This is a genomic window from Acinetobacter sp. YH12241, assembly GCF_013417535.1.
Classification (GTDB): domain Bacteria; phylum Pseudomonadota; class Gammaproteobacteria; order Pseudomonadales; family Moraxellaceae; genus Acinetobacter.
On sequence record NZ_VPDQ01000027.1, the window covers coordinates 20,202 to 38,791 of the forward strand.

The following is an 18,590-nucleotide window of genomic DNA, read 5'->3' on the forward strand; positions in this document are numbered from 1 at the left end:
GCGAAAGCTTTATGTAATTAAGCAATTGCTTTTGCAAAGCTTATAAAAAAAGCTCTTTAAGATAAAAACTGCTAGATTCTTATAAATTTGGAATATAGTAACTGATTAAAATTAAATAGATTTTGAATAATTTCTTAATTTTAATAGATGTTTTTAAAGCAGTGCATATCTGCTTTATAGATAATCAAGACAAAAAAATGTATAAAAATACTCATCGCCGTGCTGAATAAGCAACATCTTTATTTTGAATAAAAAGTTCATTGTATTTCCAGGCTAGGGTGACTAAAGTATCCGACTAAATTAGATGGTTTTAATGCGATCTAACCTAAAAACAAGCATGGAGAATTTATGCGCATCTTATACCAGTTTCCACTTTCTCATTTTTGTGAAAAGGCACGCTGGATGCTGGATTACAAAGAGCTGGAATATGTCGCGCAAAACCTCATGCCGGGTGCCCATCGTGCCTTTGCCCGCCTGAAAACTGGACAAAACCGTTTACCGATTCTGCGTGATCAGGAACGGTGGATTGCGGATTCGACCAAAATCGCTCTATATCTGGATGAGCAATATCCTGAACACCGTCTGCTACCTGCAGAAGCAAGCTTGCGTCAGCAGGCACTAGATATTGATGAAATCACCCAGGAATTAGGCCGCCATGTGCGTCGCTGGATGCTGGCTCAGGCTTTATCGCATGACCATGAATCGATGGATATTCTGATTGGAGAAAAAGGCTATCTGCGCCAGTTTGAAAAATTCTCCAAGCCATTGCTAAAAACCATTTTGACCAAGGGTTATGCCTTGACTGAAGAAACACTGGAACAGTCCAAACAATTTATCAAGGATTCGGTTGAGCAGCTTAATCAGATCCGTATGGAAAAAGAAGGACCTTATCTCGTCGGTTCGCGTTTCTCTCTGGCCGATATTGCGGTTTGTTCTATTTTGGCTCCTCTATTGGCTATTCCGGGAACGCCGTGGGAGAGGGAAAGCTTTGAATCGATGTCGGATGAATACCGGGAATATCAAAGTCATCTGGCTGAGTTGCCATTAGGGCAATATATTCAAAAGATGTATCGTAATGAGCGCAATGCCCGTGTTGATTGGCGCGGTGTATAAAATTAAAAATGAAATAAAAAAACGCGCATAAAGCGCGTTTTTTTATGAGATTAGAATTAACTCCAAGGGCTGGTTTGATCAATATCACTTGTTTTACTGAAGCCACTGAGCAGTGAGCTAAAGTCAAACTTCGGCAGGGAACTACCACTTGAGATATTGGTAATAGTTTCTTTAATGGTTGGGAGGATTTCAGTAATGCTGATATTCGTAGCCGTATCAGTATTACTAATGCCGGAAATCAATTCGCTAAGATCAGGCAGTTGTAGGGACGAGTTGTTACCGACTAAATTGCCAAGACTATCCGTGAATGCATCCAAACCTAAACCCTCTAAGCTTGGCACGCCAGAACCGAGTGACCCGAGCAGGTCGCCAATTTCAGGAAACTGAACACCATCCAGAAGATCCGAGAATTGACCTTCGCTATCAATCAGCGCAATCACTGGTTTTAGTGCTGTAATCACATTGTTGAGGTCGCTGGATAAGGTGAGCAGTAATGGGTTATTCACAAAATCCAGCACCACTTGTACGCCATTCAAGACATCGTAAAGAGAATTCACGATTTCTGCCTGATCAGCGTCAAGAACGTCACTATTCGCTAATAGATTCAACAGTGGATTGATGCCTTTTAGTACATCTGCGATGGTGTCTGGCACATTACCTGAACCTGCAGAACTGATTGCAGATACCAATGTAGTCACACTACCAACCACTGTTGGTAAAACTTGGGTAAGTTGATCCATATCAATGGATGAGTTACCTGTATCAATCGATGCAAGCAGTGGCATCAGGCTTTGCGTTACAGTTTGCGCAATGGTGCCCGTATCGATATTGCCTGAATTGCTGATTAGACCACTGAGCAAATTGGTAATAGCACCGATATCAAGGTCACTGCTTGCATTGCTCATTAAGTTACTGGCTAACAGATTGACTGAACTGGTATCTAAACTACCTGTTGAGCCACCGATCAATCCGCTGATCAAGTCAACAATTGCACCGATGTCGAGATCACTAGCGGCATTGCCACTGATGAGACCACCGACTAGGTTGGCAATTTGACCAATATCTACATCGCCAAGTCCGCCAGAACCACCAATTAAGTCACTAACCAGTTCAGCAATTTGTGCGATATCAATATCGCCACCTTGAATCAAGCCACCGACGACGCCTGCAATTGCTCCGATATCAATACCATCAAATCCGCTAGAGCCACCGATTAAGCCGCTAACTAGTTGAGCGATTTGCGTAATATCAATGTCACCGCCTTGAATCAAGCCGCCGACTAGACCCGCTATTGCGCCGATATCAATGCCGCCTAATCCACCAGAACCACCAATAAGGTTGCTAACTAAGCCAGCGATTGAACCTATATCAATACCATTAAGTCCACTAGAGCCACCAATCAGACCGCTCAATAGTTGGGTGATTTGAGTAATATCAATATCACCACCTTGGATGAGACCACTGACGATACCGACGATGGCACCAATGTCTGTTCCACCAAGACCACCAGTACCTCCAATCCGGCCACTCAGCAGTTGAGTGATTTGGGTAAGATCAAGGTCGCCACCTTGCAATAAGTTGCCAGCCAGTTCAGCAATTTTACTAAGATCTAGATTACCAGTACTGCCACCCATCAATCCACTGACCAATTTGATAACTGCATTTAAATCCAGGGTTGATGTATTACTACCCATTAAACTGCCAAGTAGATTGCTGATTGAACCTATGTCAAAACTGCCACCATTGGCTTTCGTTAATTGGCTAATTAAACTGTTGATATCAAGTTTAGAAGCATTTGAGCCTGTAAATTGGCTAATTAAATCAGTGAGGGAACTGGAAGCTAAACTCTTGCCAGAAAGCAGGCTGTTTAAGAGAGAATCTAGGGAAGGGGTAGAGGGGGTAGAACCTGTAATAGAACCAATAATGCCAGAAAGACTGCCACCCAATAAACCACCAAGTAAACTCGTATTTTGTATCTCTGTCGTGAGCACTGGACTGAGTTTAGTTTTAATTGAACTAAGAATACTAAAAGCCATAATCGTTTTGCGAATTTTTATCTTGTTATGTTTGTTGTGTGTTTTAGATAAACCGCTCAATTCTTATTCAATTTCTATACAAGTGTAAATCTAAGTTGGATTAATCATGCTTTGAAAATCCAGTTATCAGCGTCATAGTTTTTATTCATAAATAGTTTAGTGATAAATAAGAATGATTTATTTAAAAAGAGACGTTTATCGAAAATTTGTTTTATACGACGAATAACCATAAACATGGTTTAAAACTGGTTATTGAGATGTTTCTGGCATTTTTTTTCAAATAACTGGTAATTTATGAAAAATTTATCAATACTATCAGCAAAACAATGATGTATTTGAATAAAATGGCAAGAGATTAAAGATGGAATTAGATCGTTTTGATAAGCACATTCTTGAAATTTTGACCCATGAAGATGTCAATCTGAATGAACTCTCGGAGAGAGTAAATTTATCTGTGAGTTCGGTACACCGCAGGATCAAGCATTTGATCGATCATAATATTATCAGTGGCTTGAAGCGCGAGATTAATTATCAAAAATTGGGCTTTAGCCTGCATGTGCTGTTGCAGGTTTCCTTAAGCAAGCATGATAGCGATACTTTTGCCAAATTTTTAGAAGAATTAGAAAATATTCCGGAAGTCATTAACGCTTTCCTGGTGACAGGACAGTCTGCGGATTTTATTGTCGAAGTTGTGGCACGTGATATGGAAAATTATAGTCAGATTCTATTAAGCCGAATCGGCAAGATCGAGCATGTCGTAGCACTGCATTCCAGCTTTGTGATCAAGGAATATAATGTTTTTAACTGTAGTGGTCTTTTAAATAAGGTTTAAAATTCCAGGCTTTTTAGCGCATATAAAAAACGCACCCGAAGGTGCGTTTTAATCTCATAGAAGATTAGGCATCGAGTTGCGCTAAAACTTCATCAGAGAATTCAACGTTGGTATAAACGTTTTGAACATCATCCAGATCTTCAAGCATATCAATCATTTTCATGATTTTTTTCGCTTGGTCGATATCTGTGATTTCAGCTTTGGTAGATGGGCTCATCACCACTTCAGCGTTATCAGATTTTAAACCTGCAGCAGCTAAAGCATCTTGTACTGTACCGAAGCTTTCAGGCGTAGTGATCACCAGGATTTCATCTTCATCCACTTCAATGTCTTCAGCACCCGCTTCAAGTGCTACTTCCATGATTTGATCTTCTAAAGACACATCTTCAAAAGTAATTTCGCCACGTTTAGTGAATAGGAAGGATACTGAACCGTTGGTACCGAGGTTACCATCAGTTTTAGTAAAGCAGTGACGTACATCAGGAACCGTACGGTTCAGGTTATCTGTCATGGTTTCAACAATAACCGCAACGCCGCCTACGCCATAACCTTCATAGGTTACTTCTTTAAGATCGTCGTTATCTTCACCACCGGCACCACGCTGAATCGCGCGATTGATCACATCACGTGTCATGTTTACAGATAATGCTTTTTCTACAACAGCACGTAGACGAGGATTACTACCCGCATCAGCGCCACCGAGTTTAGCAGCAGTTGTTAATTCACGAATGTACTTGGTAAACAACTTACCACGACTGGCATCTTGTTTTGCTTTACGATGCTTAATATTGGCCCACTTGGAATGACCCGCCATGCGAAATATGCTCCTTGTAGATTGGCTGTATGCCTATCGAATTGCGCCGATTCTACCATAAGCTCTTTTTTTGAAAAAAGAGTCTGGATTTGAGATTTAATGATAATGCCAAAAAAATAGGCAATAAAATAGAAAGGCAAAGCAATAAATGTAAATAAAAACTTAAGAAAATACCTAAATAAGAAAAGGGCAGAAGAAACATTATTCTCAAGCCCTTTTATGGAAAGTTTATTCCGGGATAATGATATCCAGACCAACATTCTCTTCATAGAGCTGCTTGATTAAAGCCAGATCATGCGCGAGATCAGTCGGGTAGATTTTGCCAAAAATCCCGCCTTGCTTGGTCTTGGAATTGGCGTACATAAGCACAATTGGCACATTGGCAGCTTTGGCAATATGCCAGAAACCGGTACGGATCGGTTTACGCGCTTCACCATTTTTGGCACGGGTGGCTTCAGGTGCGATCACCAGATTGAATTTTTCATTATTCTGAAAATGTTCAACCATTACGCTGACAATATCTTTATTGGCTTTACGGTCGACCGCGATACCACCCATGGCTTCCAGAATTGGTTTCATTGGGCCTTTGAACAGTTCTTTCTTGATCAGGGTATGAATTTTGATGTCATACATTTTAAAGAGTGCCAAAGATAGAACTGCATCCATCATGGATGTATGTTCAAATCCGACAATGACCTGTTTATCTTCGAGTACATCGGGTTCGACATGATATTGCCAACCGGCAAGTTTAAATGCAGATTCGCCAATAAATTTGTTTAGCATAAGTAGAAAGAAATAAGAGCTAACGGTATGAACTGCATAATTTCTTCCTGTTCTTATTCACAGTCAATAGGCTTTATTTCAAATTCATTAATAATATGAAAAATCCAAGATCAAAAAAGTATATTCAATAGTTTTTTAAGACCTGAAAGATATAAATAAATACTTAATAATCCTTAGGAAATATCATCTTATATAAAATAAGTCTTAAAATGATGAAAAAATGACTATCCAGCACAAATTTTAGTTATTAGACTTTTGTCGAAGAAAAGAAGAAATTGTGTCTTTTCTATTTTCTGGTCATTTTCTCTCTGAGATTGAAACCTATGACGTATATTACAGCTTTCATGTTCTCAATGCTTCTTTTAGCACTGGTTATTGTATGGTCTTTAATCGAAATCTATATGGATTTGCGTAAAGACGAGAAATTGGAATCAGAATTTTAGCCTTTATAGATTTTTAAAGAATATTTCCTGTGATTATATTTCCATATATAATAGTTGGTATTTTTATTGATTATGGATATATTGAGACGTAAAAGCGATCAATTTATCGATTTGATATTCGAATAATTAGCGTAGCTCTCTTTATTTTAGATAGAAAATATAGATGTCATATTAGGGCTTTGCTAACTCAAATTAGACTGAAGTCTTAAATCCTAAACAGGGCAGTTATTAAGGATAAAAAATGATTGCTGGCTAAGTGTGCAAGCAGCAAGAAAAGTACTTGTTTTTTGATCTAATCTTGGCTAGTATTCAATGCGCCTGAACTAGTTGAAATATAACAAATTCAGTCTATATAGGGCCTATAGCTCAGTTGGTTAGAGCAGCGGACTCATAATCCGTTGGTCGACAGTTCAAGTCTGTCTGGGCCCACCAAATTTATCAAGCACTTAGAAGCATTTCTTCTAGGTGCTTTTTTAATTCCAGATTCCATGTAAGCACTATGTATTTAATTAAAATAAAGTATAGAAGTAGGGCCTATATTATCGGCCTATATAATAGGAAATAGAATAACTTCATAAAAGGTAGGATTTTGGTAGGTAGTCTTCTCTATAGATTTATTCCATACTTCTATTACGGTGAGAGCCCCTAGTAATAATAGAGAAATGGTAGAAGGAATCAAACCATAGCTTTTAAGGAAATTACAGATTAAAAAAACGGTTTACTTATCCCTTATGTTTATTTTATAAGGATAGAGAGGCACAAGTAGTCAAAATCTTTAAAACGGCGCTGTAAGCCCCTATGTAAGTCAACTCTCCACTCGATGGGCTTACATTTTCTTACAACCCTGCTCACGCTTTTTGAAAGCGGGCCAAGAAAACGTATCCCCATACGATCATTTTGGCTTATCCTAAATCCTTGAGAGGATAAGGAGCAGGGATTGTTCTTTTTTCAAAAAATTAATTAGCTCAAAACAGGAACTACATATTTTTATTTTTTAAATAGGATAAGAGAATATATTTGATAGAAATAAAATAATATATCTTCCTACAAGATGATTTCTGTCCTCAATTTAAATTTATTACAGGTTTAAAAGTTAAAATTAAATAACTGCTACTATTTAAATGTCCTGAAATTTAAGTAATATCTGATGCACTGACTGACTCTTTGGCATCAGTTCAATCAAGCGTTTTACTGCATCAATTGCTTCTGGGAAACGTGCTACATGTTTAAGCAATATATCCGTTTCATTAGCTTTAAAAATGGCATCACTGAGTCGTAGTTCCAGACAATTCCGCCAGGCACATAGAAATGGACTTTCAGTCTTTGCCAAAAATACACCTGTATATAGTTTCAAAGCAGAATCGATATAACCGGCATCCAGAGACTGTTCTGTTTGCAGGAAATCAGCTTCTACATGGGCAAGTAGACGATAAGGCCGTGAACCCAACATGCCACCTAATAGATCTCTAAGTTGCGACATTTCTGCTTTTAAGGTGCCCATACTCACTTTGCGTTCGCCATAGAGCGCCTGATGCAGATTATCCAGACTTAAACCTTGTGGACATAAAGCTAAAATCGCAAGAATTTCAGTCTGACGTGGCGTAATTGTTAGAGCTTTACCATTAAAAATGACCTGCGGGACAGAAAAGGCACGAATATATAAATGCTGTCTTTGTGATTCCAATAAAGCAGATTGAATAATGGAGGCACAGCGTTCTGCTGCCAGTAGTCCAAAACTATTATGCTTTTGCCATTCAGTGGACAAGGCAATTACACCCCGAATGTGTTTGGAATACGGATCAATAATGGGTGCAGCATAACAGGCCATATCTTGGACCGATGGCATGTAATGTTCGCTAGAAAACACACAGCTAGACTGTTGGGTTTTGATCGACAGCGCGAGAGCATTGGTGCCGACCAGTTCTTAACGCCACTGACCACCTTCAATGAGATGCACATTTTCAGCCACCTTACGCATTTCAGGACTGGATGCTGTCCACACTACAGTGCTACCTACATCTCCTAGAGCTAATACCATAGAAGACTGTTCGGCAATGTGTTTAAGGTTCTCAGCGCAATATTGCAAAGCATGACTTAAAGTTGAGGGTGAACGCACTTTCTTGAGATCGAGGAGTGGGGCAGCTAAACGATCTTTGGGGATATGAGCTACAGACGAGCGCTGCCATGAACTGACAATGCTCTGTTCTAGTTGTGCAGCATGAGATAGCGACAAACTACTGCTTTGGCGTAACTGATCAATTTTTTGTCTGTGTAGTATCAGATTTTGCTCTGTCATCATTCCTTATTCTCACAATAATTCATGATTTACACCCATTGTAATTATTATTGTTTTTATGAAGAATCAAAAGAAATGTAAACCTGTCGTATTTCAAACCTTTTTCTAACTTTATGACGATTATCTTAATCTAATAATATGAAGAAGTACCTTATACCATAGCTGTAGATGCGACTTCGTCACATTAAAATAGGTACAGGTAATACATATGCGTGATATTGATCCGAATTCGCTTGGTCTAAAAATTCATTATAAAAATCTTTTAGTGGGTAATAGATCATTCTAAGTAAAGGCGAAAAATATTTTGATCATTTCTTCTTAGTAAGTACTAAAGCAGATTCTGGTTCACTTTTTTATGATCTTTTTCAAACTAAAAAGCAGCTTTCAAATTTCAATTTTATAGAGAAAATTTAAGGAATTTCTAAAAGCATTAAATACTGGCTAGTAGTTAGCTGCACTGTAATGATGCCGGCAAAATTATTTGAACGAATTTATAGAAAGCCTGAATCTATCTTCAGTTTTTTTCGAATCTCTCTAAGCCTGATATTGACTGAATCAGGCGTTATATAGCCTATAGAATAGTTTAAAGCTCAATTTATTGTCTTGTAAAAACCTTATTGATTAAAGATAACTTCTATAAATCAGTAACCTATGAAATGATGATATTTGAATAGAAAGAAAACTTTAAAAAGCAGACGAAGTGTATTTGACAGAATGTAAAAATATGTTAATAAATATAATATGATTTTTAAACCAAAAATCATGGATGTTTCAGGAAGAAAGATCAGGAAGCTGATAAAAAATAATTACAGGAGTTTTAGCAATGCTTCAATTATTAAAAAAAATATTTTGTCTGCACATTTATGAATACCAGCAAATGGAGGAAATTGGGGCAGATTGGGAATGCCGCAAATGTGGTACCCAAAGAGATTAAAAAATACTGCAAGAAAAAGTGAGCGATATGCTCACTTTTTTATATCCATTATATTTAATCTAAACTCATATCCATTAAAATCATTACCAGTACCACATGATGAGAAGGCTTAAATGAGCAAAGATTTCCATGCCAAAACCTATATTGTAGATGAAAATCTGGCTGACACTTTACACTGGTTAAGCCTGCATCAGGACTGTTATGACTCTTTTAGTTTTGATGCACTGACGCAGGAACTGGTCGTACATCATGCCAATGGAACAGACCAGATCCGGATCGGTGATTATCTCAATGCCAGTTATGGCATTTTAATTACTGCGCATAACTTTTCAGCATCTTGAATTATTTCAATTAACTTGCCATTGCATCAGTCGCCAATGCGCGGATGCTTGGCTTAGGTTGTTCTGCTACCAGTCCCAATTTTTCAAAGAGCTGCTGGTCACGACCTTTGGCTGTATTTGGAGTCGTTAGCAGTTTTTCGCCTGAGAAAATCGAGTTGGCACCCGCCATAAATGCTAATGCCTGATCTGAGTCAGTCAGTGATTCACGGCCTGCCGAAAGACGAATATAACTTTTTGGCATCAGAATGCGGGCCACTGCAATAGTTCGAATCCATTCAATCACATCCAGTTTTTCAACATCTGCCATCGGTGTGCCTTCGATTGGCACCAGCATATTGATAGGCACAGATTCCGGATGAATTGGAAGGGTAGAAAGCTCAAACAATAAACCGATCCGGTCATTACGACTTTCACCTAAGCCGACAATGCCACCACTACACACTTTTAAACCCGCTTGACGCACATGATCCAGTGTATCCAATCGGTCATCAAAACTGCGGGTACTGATAATATGTGAATAGTATTCACGTGACGTATCCAGATTGTGGTTGTAATAATCCAGTCCTGCATCTTTCAGGCGTTCTGCCTGTGAGGCATTCAGCATGCCCAAGGTCATACAGGTTTCTAAACCCAGTGCTTTGACTTCACGTACCATGTCCAGTACATAAGGCATATCACGTTCATGCGGATTACGCCACGCTGCTCCCATACAGAAACGAGAACTGCCAGAAGCCAGTGCTTCTTTTGCTTCCTGAATTACTTTTTCTACTGCAATGCGTTTTTCTGCTTCGAGTTTGGAATCATAATGTGCGGACTGAGAACAGTATTTGCAATCTTCCGGGCATTTACCGGTTTTAATAGAGAGCAGGGTACTGACCTGAACGGCATTGGCATCAAAATATTGACGATGAACCTGTTGAGCCTGAAAGAGCAAATCCATTAAAGGTTGTTGATACAGGGCCTCAATTTCTGCACGAGACCAATCATTACGTATCGGATCAATACTGTTCATCTGTCCATCCTTGTTCATATTTATTTATCAGGCTCCATCTTAAGTAAAAGTATCGCCGTCTTCATTAGCAAAATATGACCTTATAGAAAAAACAAAACCCACACAAGGTGGGCTTTGTTGTTGAACTCTTGATCAGACTTTATTCACGATGATTTCCGTGAATATTCTGATTTTGTAAATCACTACGATGTTGCTTGTTTAATACACGTTCATCTTGTTCGTGCTGGTTATTTTTTGGAGAGCCAAGCGGGCCATGTTGTGACTGCTGCTGTTGCTGTTGTTGCTGCTTCTGGTGTTGATGTTGCAACTCTTCAAGCTGTTCCTGATTTTGATGTTGTGTATCAGATGACTTTTGCATATCCACCTCCGGCTTTATTTCTATTCTTTTTCCTTTATGCCATAGCTTGCACAGTAACTGTGTAAGGCTTTGACGAGAAAATGTGAACCGAAGTAAAAATTGAAAATTACCGGGATTTTGCCAGTTGTTCCTGTATGGCCCAGTCAATATGAACTTGTACAATCTCATCATGTTGATTTTTTTGAGCTTGTAATGCCTGAACAATCTGTGGATCAAATGGCGCATTACCCAAGCCGATCGCAATATTGCGCATAAAGCTTTGATAGCCAGTGCGGCGTAATGGACTGCCTTCAGTTGAGTTTAAAAATGTAGCTTCATCCCATTGCCAGAGATCCAGTAAACTCACTTGATCCAGTCCATGTCGGGGATGAAAATCTTCAATCGTAGTTTTTTGAGCAAAACTGTTCCACGGACAAATCAACTGACAATCATCGCAACCAAAGACCCGGTTACCAATTCCTCGACGTAACTCCTCTGGAATGATTCCTTTATATTCAATAGTTAAATAAGCAATACAGCGGCGTGCATCCAGCATATAAGGTTCAACAATAGCCTGTGTGGGGCAAATATCAATACAGGCTGTGCATGAACCACAATGTTTGCTTTCAGGTTCATCAAAAGGCAGTTCCAGTGAGCTAAACAGTTCTCCTAAAACAAAAAAAGATCCGGATTTTTTGTGGATTAATAAAGTGTGTTTGCCGGTCCAGCCCATACCCGCACTTTCGGCCAGAGATTTTTCAAATACAGGTGCAGAGTCTGCAAAGGGACGGGATTCAAATTTACCGACTTTTTCCCGAATTTTTGCAGCCAGCATTTTTAGGCGCCCGCGCATGGTTTTATGATAATCACGACCACGGGCATAACGGGCAATAATTGCAGAATTTGGTGCATAGGGTACTAGACGCGGTTCTGGAAGATCGACCAGATAGTCCATTCGTACACAGATCACGGATTTGGTATTAGGAATAAGCAGTGTGGGATCGGCACGTTTTTCCAGATTTTCTTCCAGAAACTTCATATCACCGTGATAGCCGCGGTCTAAATATTCCTGCAAGCGAGCTAATTCTGCTTGAGCATCCGGTTTGGCAATGACACAATCAGAAAAACCCAGCTCTCGTGCCTGCGCTTTGATCCACGCCTTCAGTTCATTTGGATCTTGTTGATAAACTTGGATTTGCGCTTGGGAATCGGGTGTTGTCATAAACCAGAAACAGGAAATAAGAAATGCAGCAGCAAGTTTATCATAGCCGCAATATACAAGCATGGGAGCAGCGCTGGTTTGGCAAGCAAAATAGTTCTTATGGTTTGATGCAACAGGTAGCATGGTCGATTGCGCAGCGACTCATCCCTTTGTTGGAACAACAGCAATTGACCCGAATCGCTGTGTGTTGCGGTCAGGGTAATAATGCCGGTGATGGTTATCTGATAGGTAAATATTTAAAACAGGCCGGTTTTGAAATAGATATTTATGCAGCAGAACCCGATCCATCACAGGATCTGGCTCAAGCAATCCGGGAAACTCAGCAAATCGGTATACCCGCTTATTCAGGTTTTAATTTTCAGAAACAATATGATGTCTATATTGATGCCTTATTTGGGATCGGCTTGAACCGTGATCTGAATGAAAATTGGCAACAGATTATTCAAAGCATTAATGCCCAGCAAGGTCTTAAAATTGCAGTGGATATTCCAAGCGGACTGCATGCCAATACAGGCCAGTCTTTGCCGGTTGCCATTAAGGCAGATCATAGTTTTACTGTTTTAGGTTTAAAGGCGGGACTATTTACCGGACGAGGCAAAGAATATGCCGGCAAGGTAGAGGTCATCTCGGTTATTCCTCCTGATGCTGAACTTGTGCTCATCGCTCAACTTTCCTCGACTCAAATTCATCTGCCTAAACGTGAAGCTTTTGGACATAAGGGCAGTTATGGGCATGTGCTCGTAATTGGGGGACATGCTGATATGGGTGGGGCGGTCATTATGGCGGCTGAGGCAGCTTTTGCTGCTGGTGCAGGTAAGGTCACTGTGGTTTGTGATATCAAACATCATACCGCTATTTTGTCACGTGCTCCGAATATCATGCTGCGTGATATTAATGCGCTAGATGCTGAGCAACGCCAAGCTTTAGTTCGTCATGTGGATGCTGTCTGTTTTGGTATGGGGTTAGGACGAGATACTTGGGCTGAACAGCAATATAAATACTGGTTTGACCTGATTCAGCAATCAGAACTGGAGACAGTTCTCGATGCAGACGCCTTGTGGTTTCTGGCAAAATCACCACAAAAGTTGAATGCCCATACTTATGCAACACCACATCCGGGTGAAGCGGCTACTTTGTTAGAAATGAAAGCATCAGAAGTCGAAGCAGATCGTATTCAGGCAATTCAACAGCTCCAGCAAAAATATCAGGGACAATGGGTGCTCAAAGGTTCAGGTAGCCTGATTTTAGAAGATGCTCTTTTCATCTGTACCGCAGGCAATGCCGGTATGGGAACCGGAGGAATGGGAGATGTACTTGCTGGCATGATCGCAAGTTTGAAAGCCCAATTTAAAGATGCCATTCATTTACATGAGATCGTAACTTTGCACGCACTTGCAGGCGATTTGCTGGCAAAAAATGGGGAGCGCGGCTTGCAGGCACAAGATATGAAACATGCCATTTACCAGGTTGTGAACCACTAAGGACAATAAAAATGCAGGCCATTCATTTGATCATTCAGGGCAAAGTGCAGGGCGTGGGCTACCGTCGCTGGTTTGAACAACAAGCAATTCAATTAGGTTTAAAGGGTTTTGTGCGTAATCTGGAAACAGGCGAAGTTGAGGCTATCATTGTGGGGAAGGAAGCGATTGTTCAGGACATGATCCAGCTCAGCAGAACTGGACCACAACGTGCAGAAGTCACTGCAATTCATCAGCAGAAATTGACTCTTCAGGACGCTGATTTTCAGGATTTTAAAGTATTAACTAAAGACTAACGACGACGGGTGCTGACCCGGCTGCGTCCGCGTGCCATACCGCCTAAGGCATTCAATACGGCCATTTTACTCATGCTGCCTGAAGCATGAGCATGACAAATCGCAGCAGCAAGTGCATCGGCAGCATCTTGTTGCGGTTTGATTGTCAGGTTCAGAATACGCATAACCATCATCTGAACCTGTTCTTTGTCTGCAGCGCCATAGCCCACAACAGACTGTTTGATCTGCCGTGCCGTATATTCGGCAACTTTCAGATCCAGATTCACCAAGGCTGCGACTGCCGCACCACGAGCCTGACCCAGTTTGAGAGCAGAATCCGGATTTTGTGCCATAAACACCTGTTCCACCGCAGCCTCGGTCGGGCCGTAAAATTTGACAATCCGTTCGACACCAGCAAAGATTCGTTTTAAACGTTCAGGCATTTCCGCTGTTTCAGTTCTAATCGTTCCTGCATCAACAAAAGTGAGTTTTGAACCTTCTTTCTGGATGATACCGTAACCTGTTAGACGCGAACCGGGATCAATCCCAATAATTAATGACATGCCTGCACTTTAAAAATAAAATAATGCCCATATTGTTACATAAGCGTATCAAAAAAGCTTGATCCTGATGAAGCAGTTGATTACAGCATCCTAATATTTATTTTACTGAGATTAGATTAATTTTCATGAAATTATTTCTTATTATCCTGGCCGGCTTAGTCCTCGAAGTATTTGTATGGATTGGCGTGGGTGACCTTGTCGGGAGCATGTGGTACGTATTTTTCTGGTTCGTAGCGGCCTTCTTTATCGGTATGAACCTGATCCGGAAATATTCGGCCGGTGTAATGCCACAAATGCAGCAAATGCAGATGGGACAGATGAGTGCAGATCCAGCATTATCAAATAATTTGCCTAAAATCTTAGCCGGCTTTTTCCTGCTGATTCCTGGTTTGATTAGTGATGTGCTTGCGGTATTAATGCTGATTCCACCTGTACAACGTGCTTTCCAGGCAGCCATGATGAAAATGATGATGAAACGTCAGCAAGCCATGATGGAAAAAATGATGGGTGGCATGATGGGCGATGTCGGTGGCGGTGCAGGTCAAAACCCGTTTGCTGAAATGATGCGTCAAATGCAGGATATGCAGAACCAGCAGGGTGGTCATGGCGATTCAACCATTATTGATGGTGAAGCTCGTGAAGTGACCCCGGAAGCCAAGAAAATTGAAATGAAAGATGTGAACAAGAAATAAAATCACGCTTTCAATATAAATGCTTCAAGCCGAATCTCATGATTCGGCTTTTTTATTGGAACTTTCTAATTTCATTAAACAAAAGTTATAATAGTTTTTTTACCATTTGATCTTTTTTAAATGTCCTTGCTTTTTACCATCTGTTTTCTGCATTTTGTTGCTCAATTAAGCCCGGGTCCTGACATTTTACTTATCGCAAAAAGTGCTGCTTCTACGACACGTATGAATGCCTTAAAGGTGATTGCCGGAATTTCAGCGGGGATCGTGGTTTGGGTGATATTGACGCTAGCTGGCTTTACCGTACTGATCGATCAGTTTCCCTGGATTCAGCAAGTATTGATGGTCATCGGTGGGTTATTTTTGGCCAAAATGGGCTGGGCCATGCTAAAAGGTGGATGGCAAGGTTTTCAGAACAGGCATCAAGCTCAAGATGATTTAAATACGGTAGAAACACCAAAAAGTTACTTTATGCAGGGTTTATTGACTAATCTGTCGAATCCTAAAACCCTGATCTATTTCAGTAGCGTATTTTCACTTGCACTGAGCTCATCAGCTTCTGATTATTTAAAAGCGCAACTGGCAGTGATTATTCCGCTGCAAACCTTTATTACTTTTACTTTACTGATGCTATTAATTTCCCATCCCAAAATTAAAGAGGCTTACCAGCGATCAGGAAGTTATATCGATATGATTTCAGGCGGATTATTCCTGATTTTTGCAGTCTGGTTATGGTATGACGCGCTAGTTCTAATGAACTAAAAATCTTAATTTGATGGAGTGACAGAGGAGTTTTCGTTAGAAAGCTGCTGTGCAGTGGAAGCGTCAGAAACTGGATGATCCTGTTTCTGCACTGGAGACTGATAACGATTCGGTTTAAGGGTGGCCTCAGTATTTTCCGAACCCTGATAACTGCGACTGCGATTGGCACGCTCACGTAAGCCGCCTTTTTTAATTAACTGAACCATTTTCATCTCTCACTGCAAGATGACTTATTGTAATTCAAATTTTCTATTCTGGCAGCGTTTCATATTCAAATTAAAAACGCATAAAAAAGACCTGATCCAAGTCAGGTCTTGCTGGAGGATAAAAAATTAGCGCGGACGTTTATTATCTTGTTGCAGCACATCAAATAAAGACGACTGAGCTGGCACTTCCTGCTGCTGTGACTGGATATAAACATGCATTACCTTGAACGCGATTGCAGTAACCAGACAGGCCACCAGACATAAAATCCAAAAACCATAAGGGCTGCGAATATTATGTGAGCCACAGGCATGACATTCTTTTTGGCCAGCTTCCACAACTTTATCGCAGCACGCACAGTGATATTGATAGTACATTGCTAAGCTCCATTACATTTCTGATATTTTTTTTGTTATCTTTCACGGACTTTTATTTCAGGTCTGCATGTCATGTTAATGATGCAATTAGACGCTGACAAGTCATATAACAAAAAGTTACCCAAGTCTCAGTGAGGAAAACAAATAATAATTGGCTAAGTACATAACATCATTAAGTTATTCCGAGAAATTTCTCTGGAATAATTAACTATGCTATCTATCAATTCATAAGCAATTTTTGAACCAGTTCGAGTGGAGCTTAAGAACAACAAGTATAAAATGGGAAATAGACAGGGCAAAAACTTAGATGAATTGATCTGCCCTAAAAAATAGAATGATATGGAATATATTTTGCTTATTTTTTAACTATTCGTTGCACTGTATTAAGTCTATAAAAATGTTTAATTTCAATAATTTTTATGAAAGTGCATTATAAACTTAAGGAACAATACTGATCTCATGAAGAAAATATCACTGTTTTTATCATCCTTGCTCTATATGAGCAGTCTTTATGCACAATCGGATATTGAAAAGGAAGTTATTGCCCAGTTTCAGCAGGATTTTAATGCGCAAAATTATGCAGCAATTTTTGAAAAGTTTTCACCTGAAGCGAAAAAGGCGATTCCTTTAAATATGTTTGAAAAAGTCTCTAAAGACTTACAGCAGCAACTCGGCAAAATACAAAGTCTTAAGTATATAGAGTCTAAAGGTAAAGAGACTGCAGTCTATAAGGCCAACTTTGAAAAAGACCGTCTGAAACTCAGCATGAGTTTGAATAATGATCAACAGATTTCCGGCCTTTTATTTACGCCCTATATCGAATCTACCGCAGCAAATAATAAGACAGTCAATGCTATTCAAGGCTATCCAAAAGCGATTGCAGAGAAAATTTATCAGGCTACTCGTACTTTTCCAGAGCAGACTCAAGTGGCTATAGCGGTATTAGATCAAGACCAAATCCATTACTATGGGGTACAGAAACATAAGGAAAAAATCCAGGCCAAGGCCAATCAGGATAAAATCTTTGCAATTGGTTCTCTGACCAAAGTAATGACATCAACCATATTGGCTGAACTGGTGACACAAAATAAAATTAAACTCGATGACAAGATTAATCCTTATTATGCCTTTCCATTCAAGGAAAATATCCAGATTCGCTTTCAGGATTTAGCCAATCATACGTCTGGACTGCCACGACTACCGAGTAATTTGGAAGTAGATGATGATACTGATCCATATAAGGAATATGATGCAGCTAAACTGGAAGAATATTTAAAAAATTCCTTAGAGCTTGAACATGCAAATAACAGTGGAAAAGTGCCACATTATTCTAATTTGGCTGTGGCTTTATTGGGACAGAGTTTGAGTCAATCACAAAATAAGGATTTTGCTGAGTTACTTAATGAATATGTCTTTAAAAAGTATGGGATGAAACATAGCTATACCTCGCTTGATCAAGCAGCTAAGCAGCTTGTACCTGCATTTGATGCCCAAGGAAAAGAAATCACCACTTGGGTATTTGATACCTTTTTACCTGCGGGCGGCGTACTCTCTACAGCTTCAGATTTAACCAGATTTGCACAAGCTCAGCTCGATGCAAAAAATGCGGCAGTACAATTAACTCAGCAAGCAACCACAGAACAAGCAGGTAGCTACCAATTGGGATTGGGCTGGTTTGTGCGAGAACAGGAAAATGGCACCAAAATCATCTGGCATGGGGGAAATACCGCAGGGCATTCTGCTATTTTGATGATTGATTTAAACAAGAAGAAAGCAGTCACGATTTTAGCTAATATTGCTGCTGTACATCCTGAAATGGGAAATATTGAAAAACTGGCTGCTCAACTTTTACAGGAATAAGTCAGCTTTAAGATATAAAAAAGCCCGCATTACGCGGGCTTTTTTAATTCATGAATTTTAAGGATTACTGACCAGAACGGATGATGTAGTCGAAGGCAGATAATGATGCTTTGGCACCTTCACCAGTCGCGATGATGATCTGTTTGTAAGGAACAGTGGTACAGTCACCTGCAGCAAACACACCTTTGACATTGGTTTCATTGCGCTCGTTAATCACAA

Annotated in this window: 16 protein-coding genes, 1 tRNA gene and 3 pseudogenes; 9 read left to right on the plus strand and 11 right to left on the minus strand. The window is 39.9% G+C overall.

The genetic code is table 11. From position 1 onward, the window contains the following. The first annotated feature begins 348 nt into the window (after positions 1-348). Positions 349-1,113, plus strand: a complete 765-nt coding sequence (locus FTV18_RS12785; protein ID WP_166136146.1) for a glutathione S-transferase family protein — start codon at positions 349-351, stop codon at positions 1,111-1,113. 791 nt (positions 1,114-1,904) lie between these two features. Here FTV18_RS12785 and FTV18_RS15855 read toward each other — a convergent pair. Further along, positions 1,905-3,149 (minus strand): annotated as a pseudogene (locus tag FTV18_RS15855) (hypothetical protein); the annotation flags it as partial. A gap of 361 nt (positions 3,150-3,510) precedes the next feature. Here FTV18_RS15855 and FTV18_RS12795 point away from each other — a divergent pair. Further along, entirely contained in the window at positions 3,511-3,981 is a 471-nt protein-coding gene (locus FTV18_RS12795; protein ID WP_004784091.1) for an Lrp/AsnC family transcriptional regulator, read from the plus strand. Positions 3,982-4,045: 64 nt separating this feature from the next. Here the strand turns inward: FTV18_RS12795 and FTV18_RS12800 are convergent, their stop codons facing one another. Together FTV18_RS12800 and FTV18_RS12805 are read right to left on the minus strand one after the other, a co-directional pair. Continuing rightward, complete coding sequence (locus tag FTV18_RS12800; protein WP_004784089.1) at positions 4,046-4,795, minus strand: YebC/PmpR family DNA-binding transcriptional regulator; 750 nt, start codon at positions 4,793-4,795, stop codon at positions 4,046-4,048. A 228-nt stretch (positions 4,796-5,023) separates the two neighbouring features. Next, positions 5,024-5,578, minus strand: coding sequence for a 1-acyl-sn-glycerol-3-phosphate acyltransferase (locus tag FTV18_RS12805; protein ID WP_180033309.1), 555 nt, complete (start codon positions 5,576-5,578; stop codon positions 5,024-5,026). A gap of 798 nt (positions 5,579-6,376) precedes the next feature. On the opposite strand from FTV18_RS12805, the gene FTV18_RS12810 reads away from it, so the two are divergent. After that, positions 6,377-6,453 (plus strand) — tRNA-Ile (locus tag FTV18_RS12810). 685 nt (positions 6,454-7,138) lie between these two features. Here FTV18_RS12810 and FTV18_RS12815 read toward each other — a convergent pair. Next, positions 7,139-8,320: pseudogene (locus FTV18_RS12815) on the minus strand (transcriptional regulator). Between the two features lie 1,044 nt (positions 8,321-9,364). On the opposite strand from FTV18_RS12815, the gene FTV18_RS12820 reads away from it, so the two are divergent. After that, a complete protein-coding gene (locus tag FTV18_RS12820; protein WP_125279759.1) occupies positions 9,365-9,592 on the plus strand; it encodes a hypothetical protein in 228 nt (75 codons plus the stop codon). Positions 9,593-9,602: 10 nt separating this feature from the next. On the opposite strand, the gene bioB is transcribed toward FTV18_RS12820, so the two are convergent. The 3 genes from bioB to queG all read right to left on the minus strand — a co-directional run bounded on the left by bioB (position 9,603) and on the right by queG (position 12,163). After that, positions 9,603-10,604, minus strand: a complete 1,002-nt coding sequence (gene bioB / locus FTV18_RS12825; RefSeq protein ID WP_179993091.1) for a biotin synthase BioB — start codon at positions 10,602-10,604, stop codon at positions 9,603-9,605. Positions 10,605-10,743: 139 nt separating this feature from the next. Then, the gene (locus FTV18_RS12830; RefSeq protein ID WP_005236211.1) at positions 10,744-10,962 is read right to left on the minus strand and encodes a hypothetical protein; all 219 of its coding nucleotides are present in this window, start codon (positions 10,960-10,962) and stop codon (positions 10,744-10,746) included. Positions 10,963-11,068: 106 nt separating this feature from the next. Then, complete coding sequence (queG, locus tag FTV18_RS12835) at positions 11,069-12,163, minus strand: tRNA epoxyqueuosine(34) reductase QueG (protein ID WP_180018392.1); 1,095 nt, start codon at positions 12,161-12,163, stop codon at positions 11,069-11,071. Positions 12,164-12,186: 23 nt separating this feature from the next. Between queG and FTV18_RS12840 the strand changes: the two genes are divergently transcribed. Continuing rightward, entirely contained in the window at positions 12,187-13,644 is a 1,458-nt protein-coding gene (locus FTV18_RS12840) for an NAD(P)H-hydrate dehydratase (RefSeq protein ID WP_180018394.1), read from the plus strand. 11 nt (positions 13,645-13,655) lie between these two features. Beyond that, entirely contained in the window at positions 13,656-13,937 is a 282-nt protein-coding gene (locus tag FTV18_RS12845) for an acylphosphatase (protein WP_180018396.1), read from the plus strand. Here FTV18_RS12845 and ruvC read toward each other — a convergent pair. Further along, positions 13,934-14,479: a crossover junction endodeoxyribonuclease RuvC gene (gene ruvC / locus FTV18_RS12850; RefSeq protein ID WP_004784062.1), complete on the minus strand. Its 546-nt coding sequence runs from the start codon at positions 14,477-14,479 to the stop codon at positions 13,934-13,936. The two genes, FTV18_RS12845 and ruvC, sit on opposite strands and share 4 nt — an antisense overlap. A 125-nt stretch (positions 14,480-14,604) precedes the next feature. On the opposite strand from ruvC, the gene FTV18_RS12855 reads away from it, so the two are divergent. Continuing rightward, on the plus strand, positions 14,605-15,171 hold the full coding sequence (locus tag FTV18_RS12855; RefSeq protein WP_159124495.1) for an FxsA family protein: 567 nt from the start codon (positions 14,605-14,607) through the stop codon (positions 15,169-15,171). Between the two features lie 120 nt (positions 15,172-15,291). Continuing rightward, on the plus strand, positions 15,292-15,930 hold the full coding sequence (locus tag FTV18_RS12860) for a LysE family transporter (RefSeq protein WP_180018398.1): 639 nt from the start codon (positions 15,292-15,294) through the stop codon (positions 15,928-15,930). A 5-nt stretch (positions 15,931-15,935) separates the two neighbouring features. Here FTV18_RS12860 and FTV18_RS12865 read toward each other — a convergent pair whose 3' ends face one another. Then, complete coding sequence (locus FTV18_RS12865) at positions 15,936-16,136, minus strand: hypothetical protein (RefSeq protein WP_180018400.1); 201 nt, start codon at positions 16,134-16,136, stop codon at positions 15,936-15,938. 126 nt (positions 16,137-16,262) lie between these two features. Beyond that, positions 16,263-16,511, minus strand: coding sequence for a hypothetical protein (locus FTV18_RS12870; RefSeq protein ID WP_004784054.1), 249 nt, complete (start codon positions 16,509-16,511; stop codon positions 16,263-16,265). A gap of 459 nt (positions 16,512-16,970) precedes the next feature. Between FTV18_RS12870 and FTV18_RS12875 the strand changes: the two genes are divergently transcribed. Then, positions 16,971-18,371, plus strand: a complete 1,401-nt coding sequence (locus tag FTV18_RS12875; protein WP_180018402.1) for a serine hydrolase — start codon at positions 16,971-16,973, stop codon at positions 18,369-18,371. 64 nt (positions 18,372-18,435) lie between these two features. Here FTV18_RS12875 and FTV18_RS12880 read toward each other — a convergent pair. Further along, positions 18,436-18,590: pseudogene (locus tag FTV18_RS12880) on the minus strand (pyridine nucleotide-disulfide oxidoreductase); the annotation flags it as partial.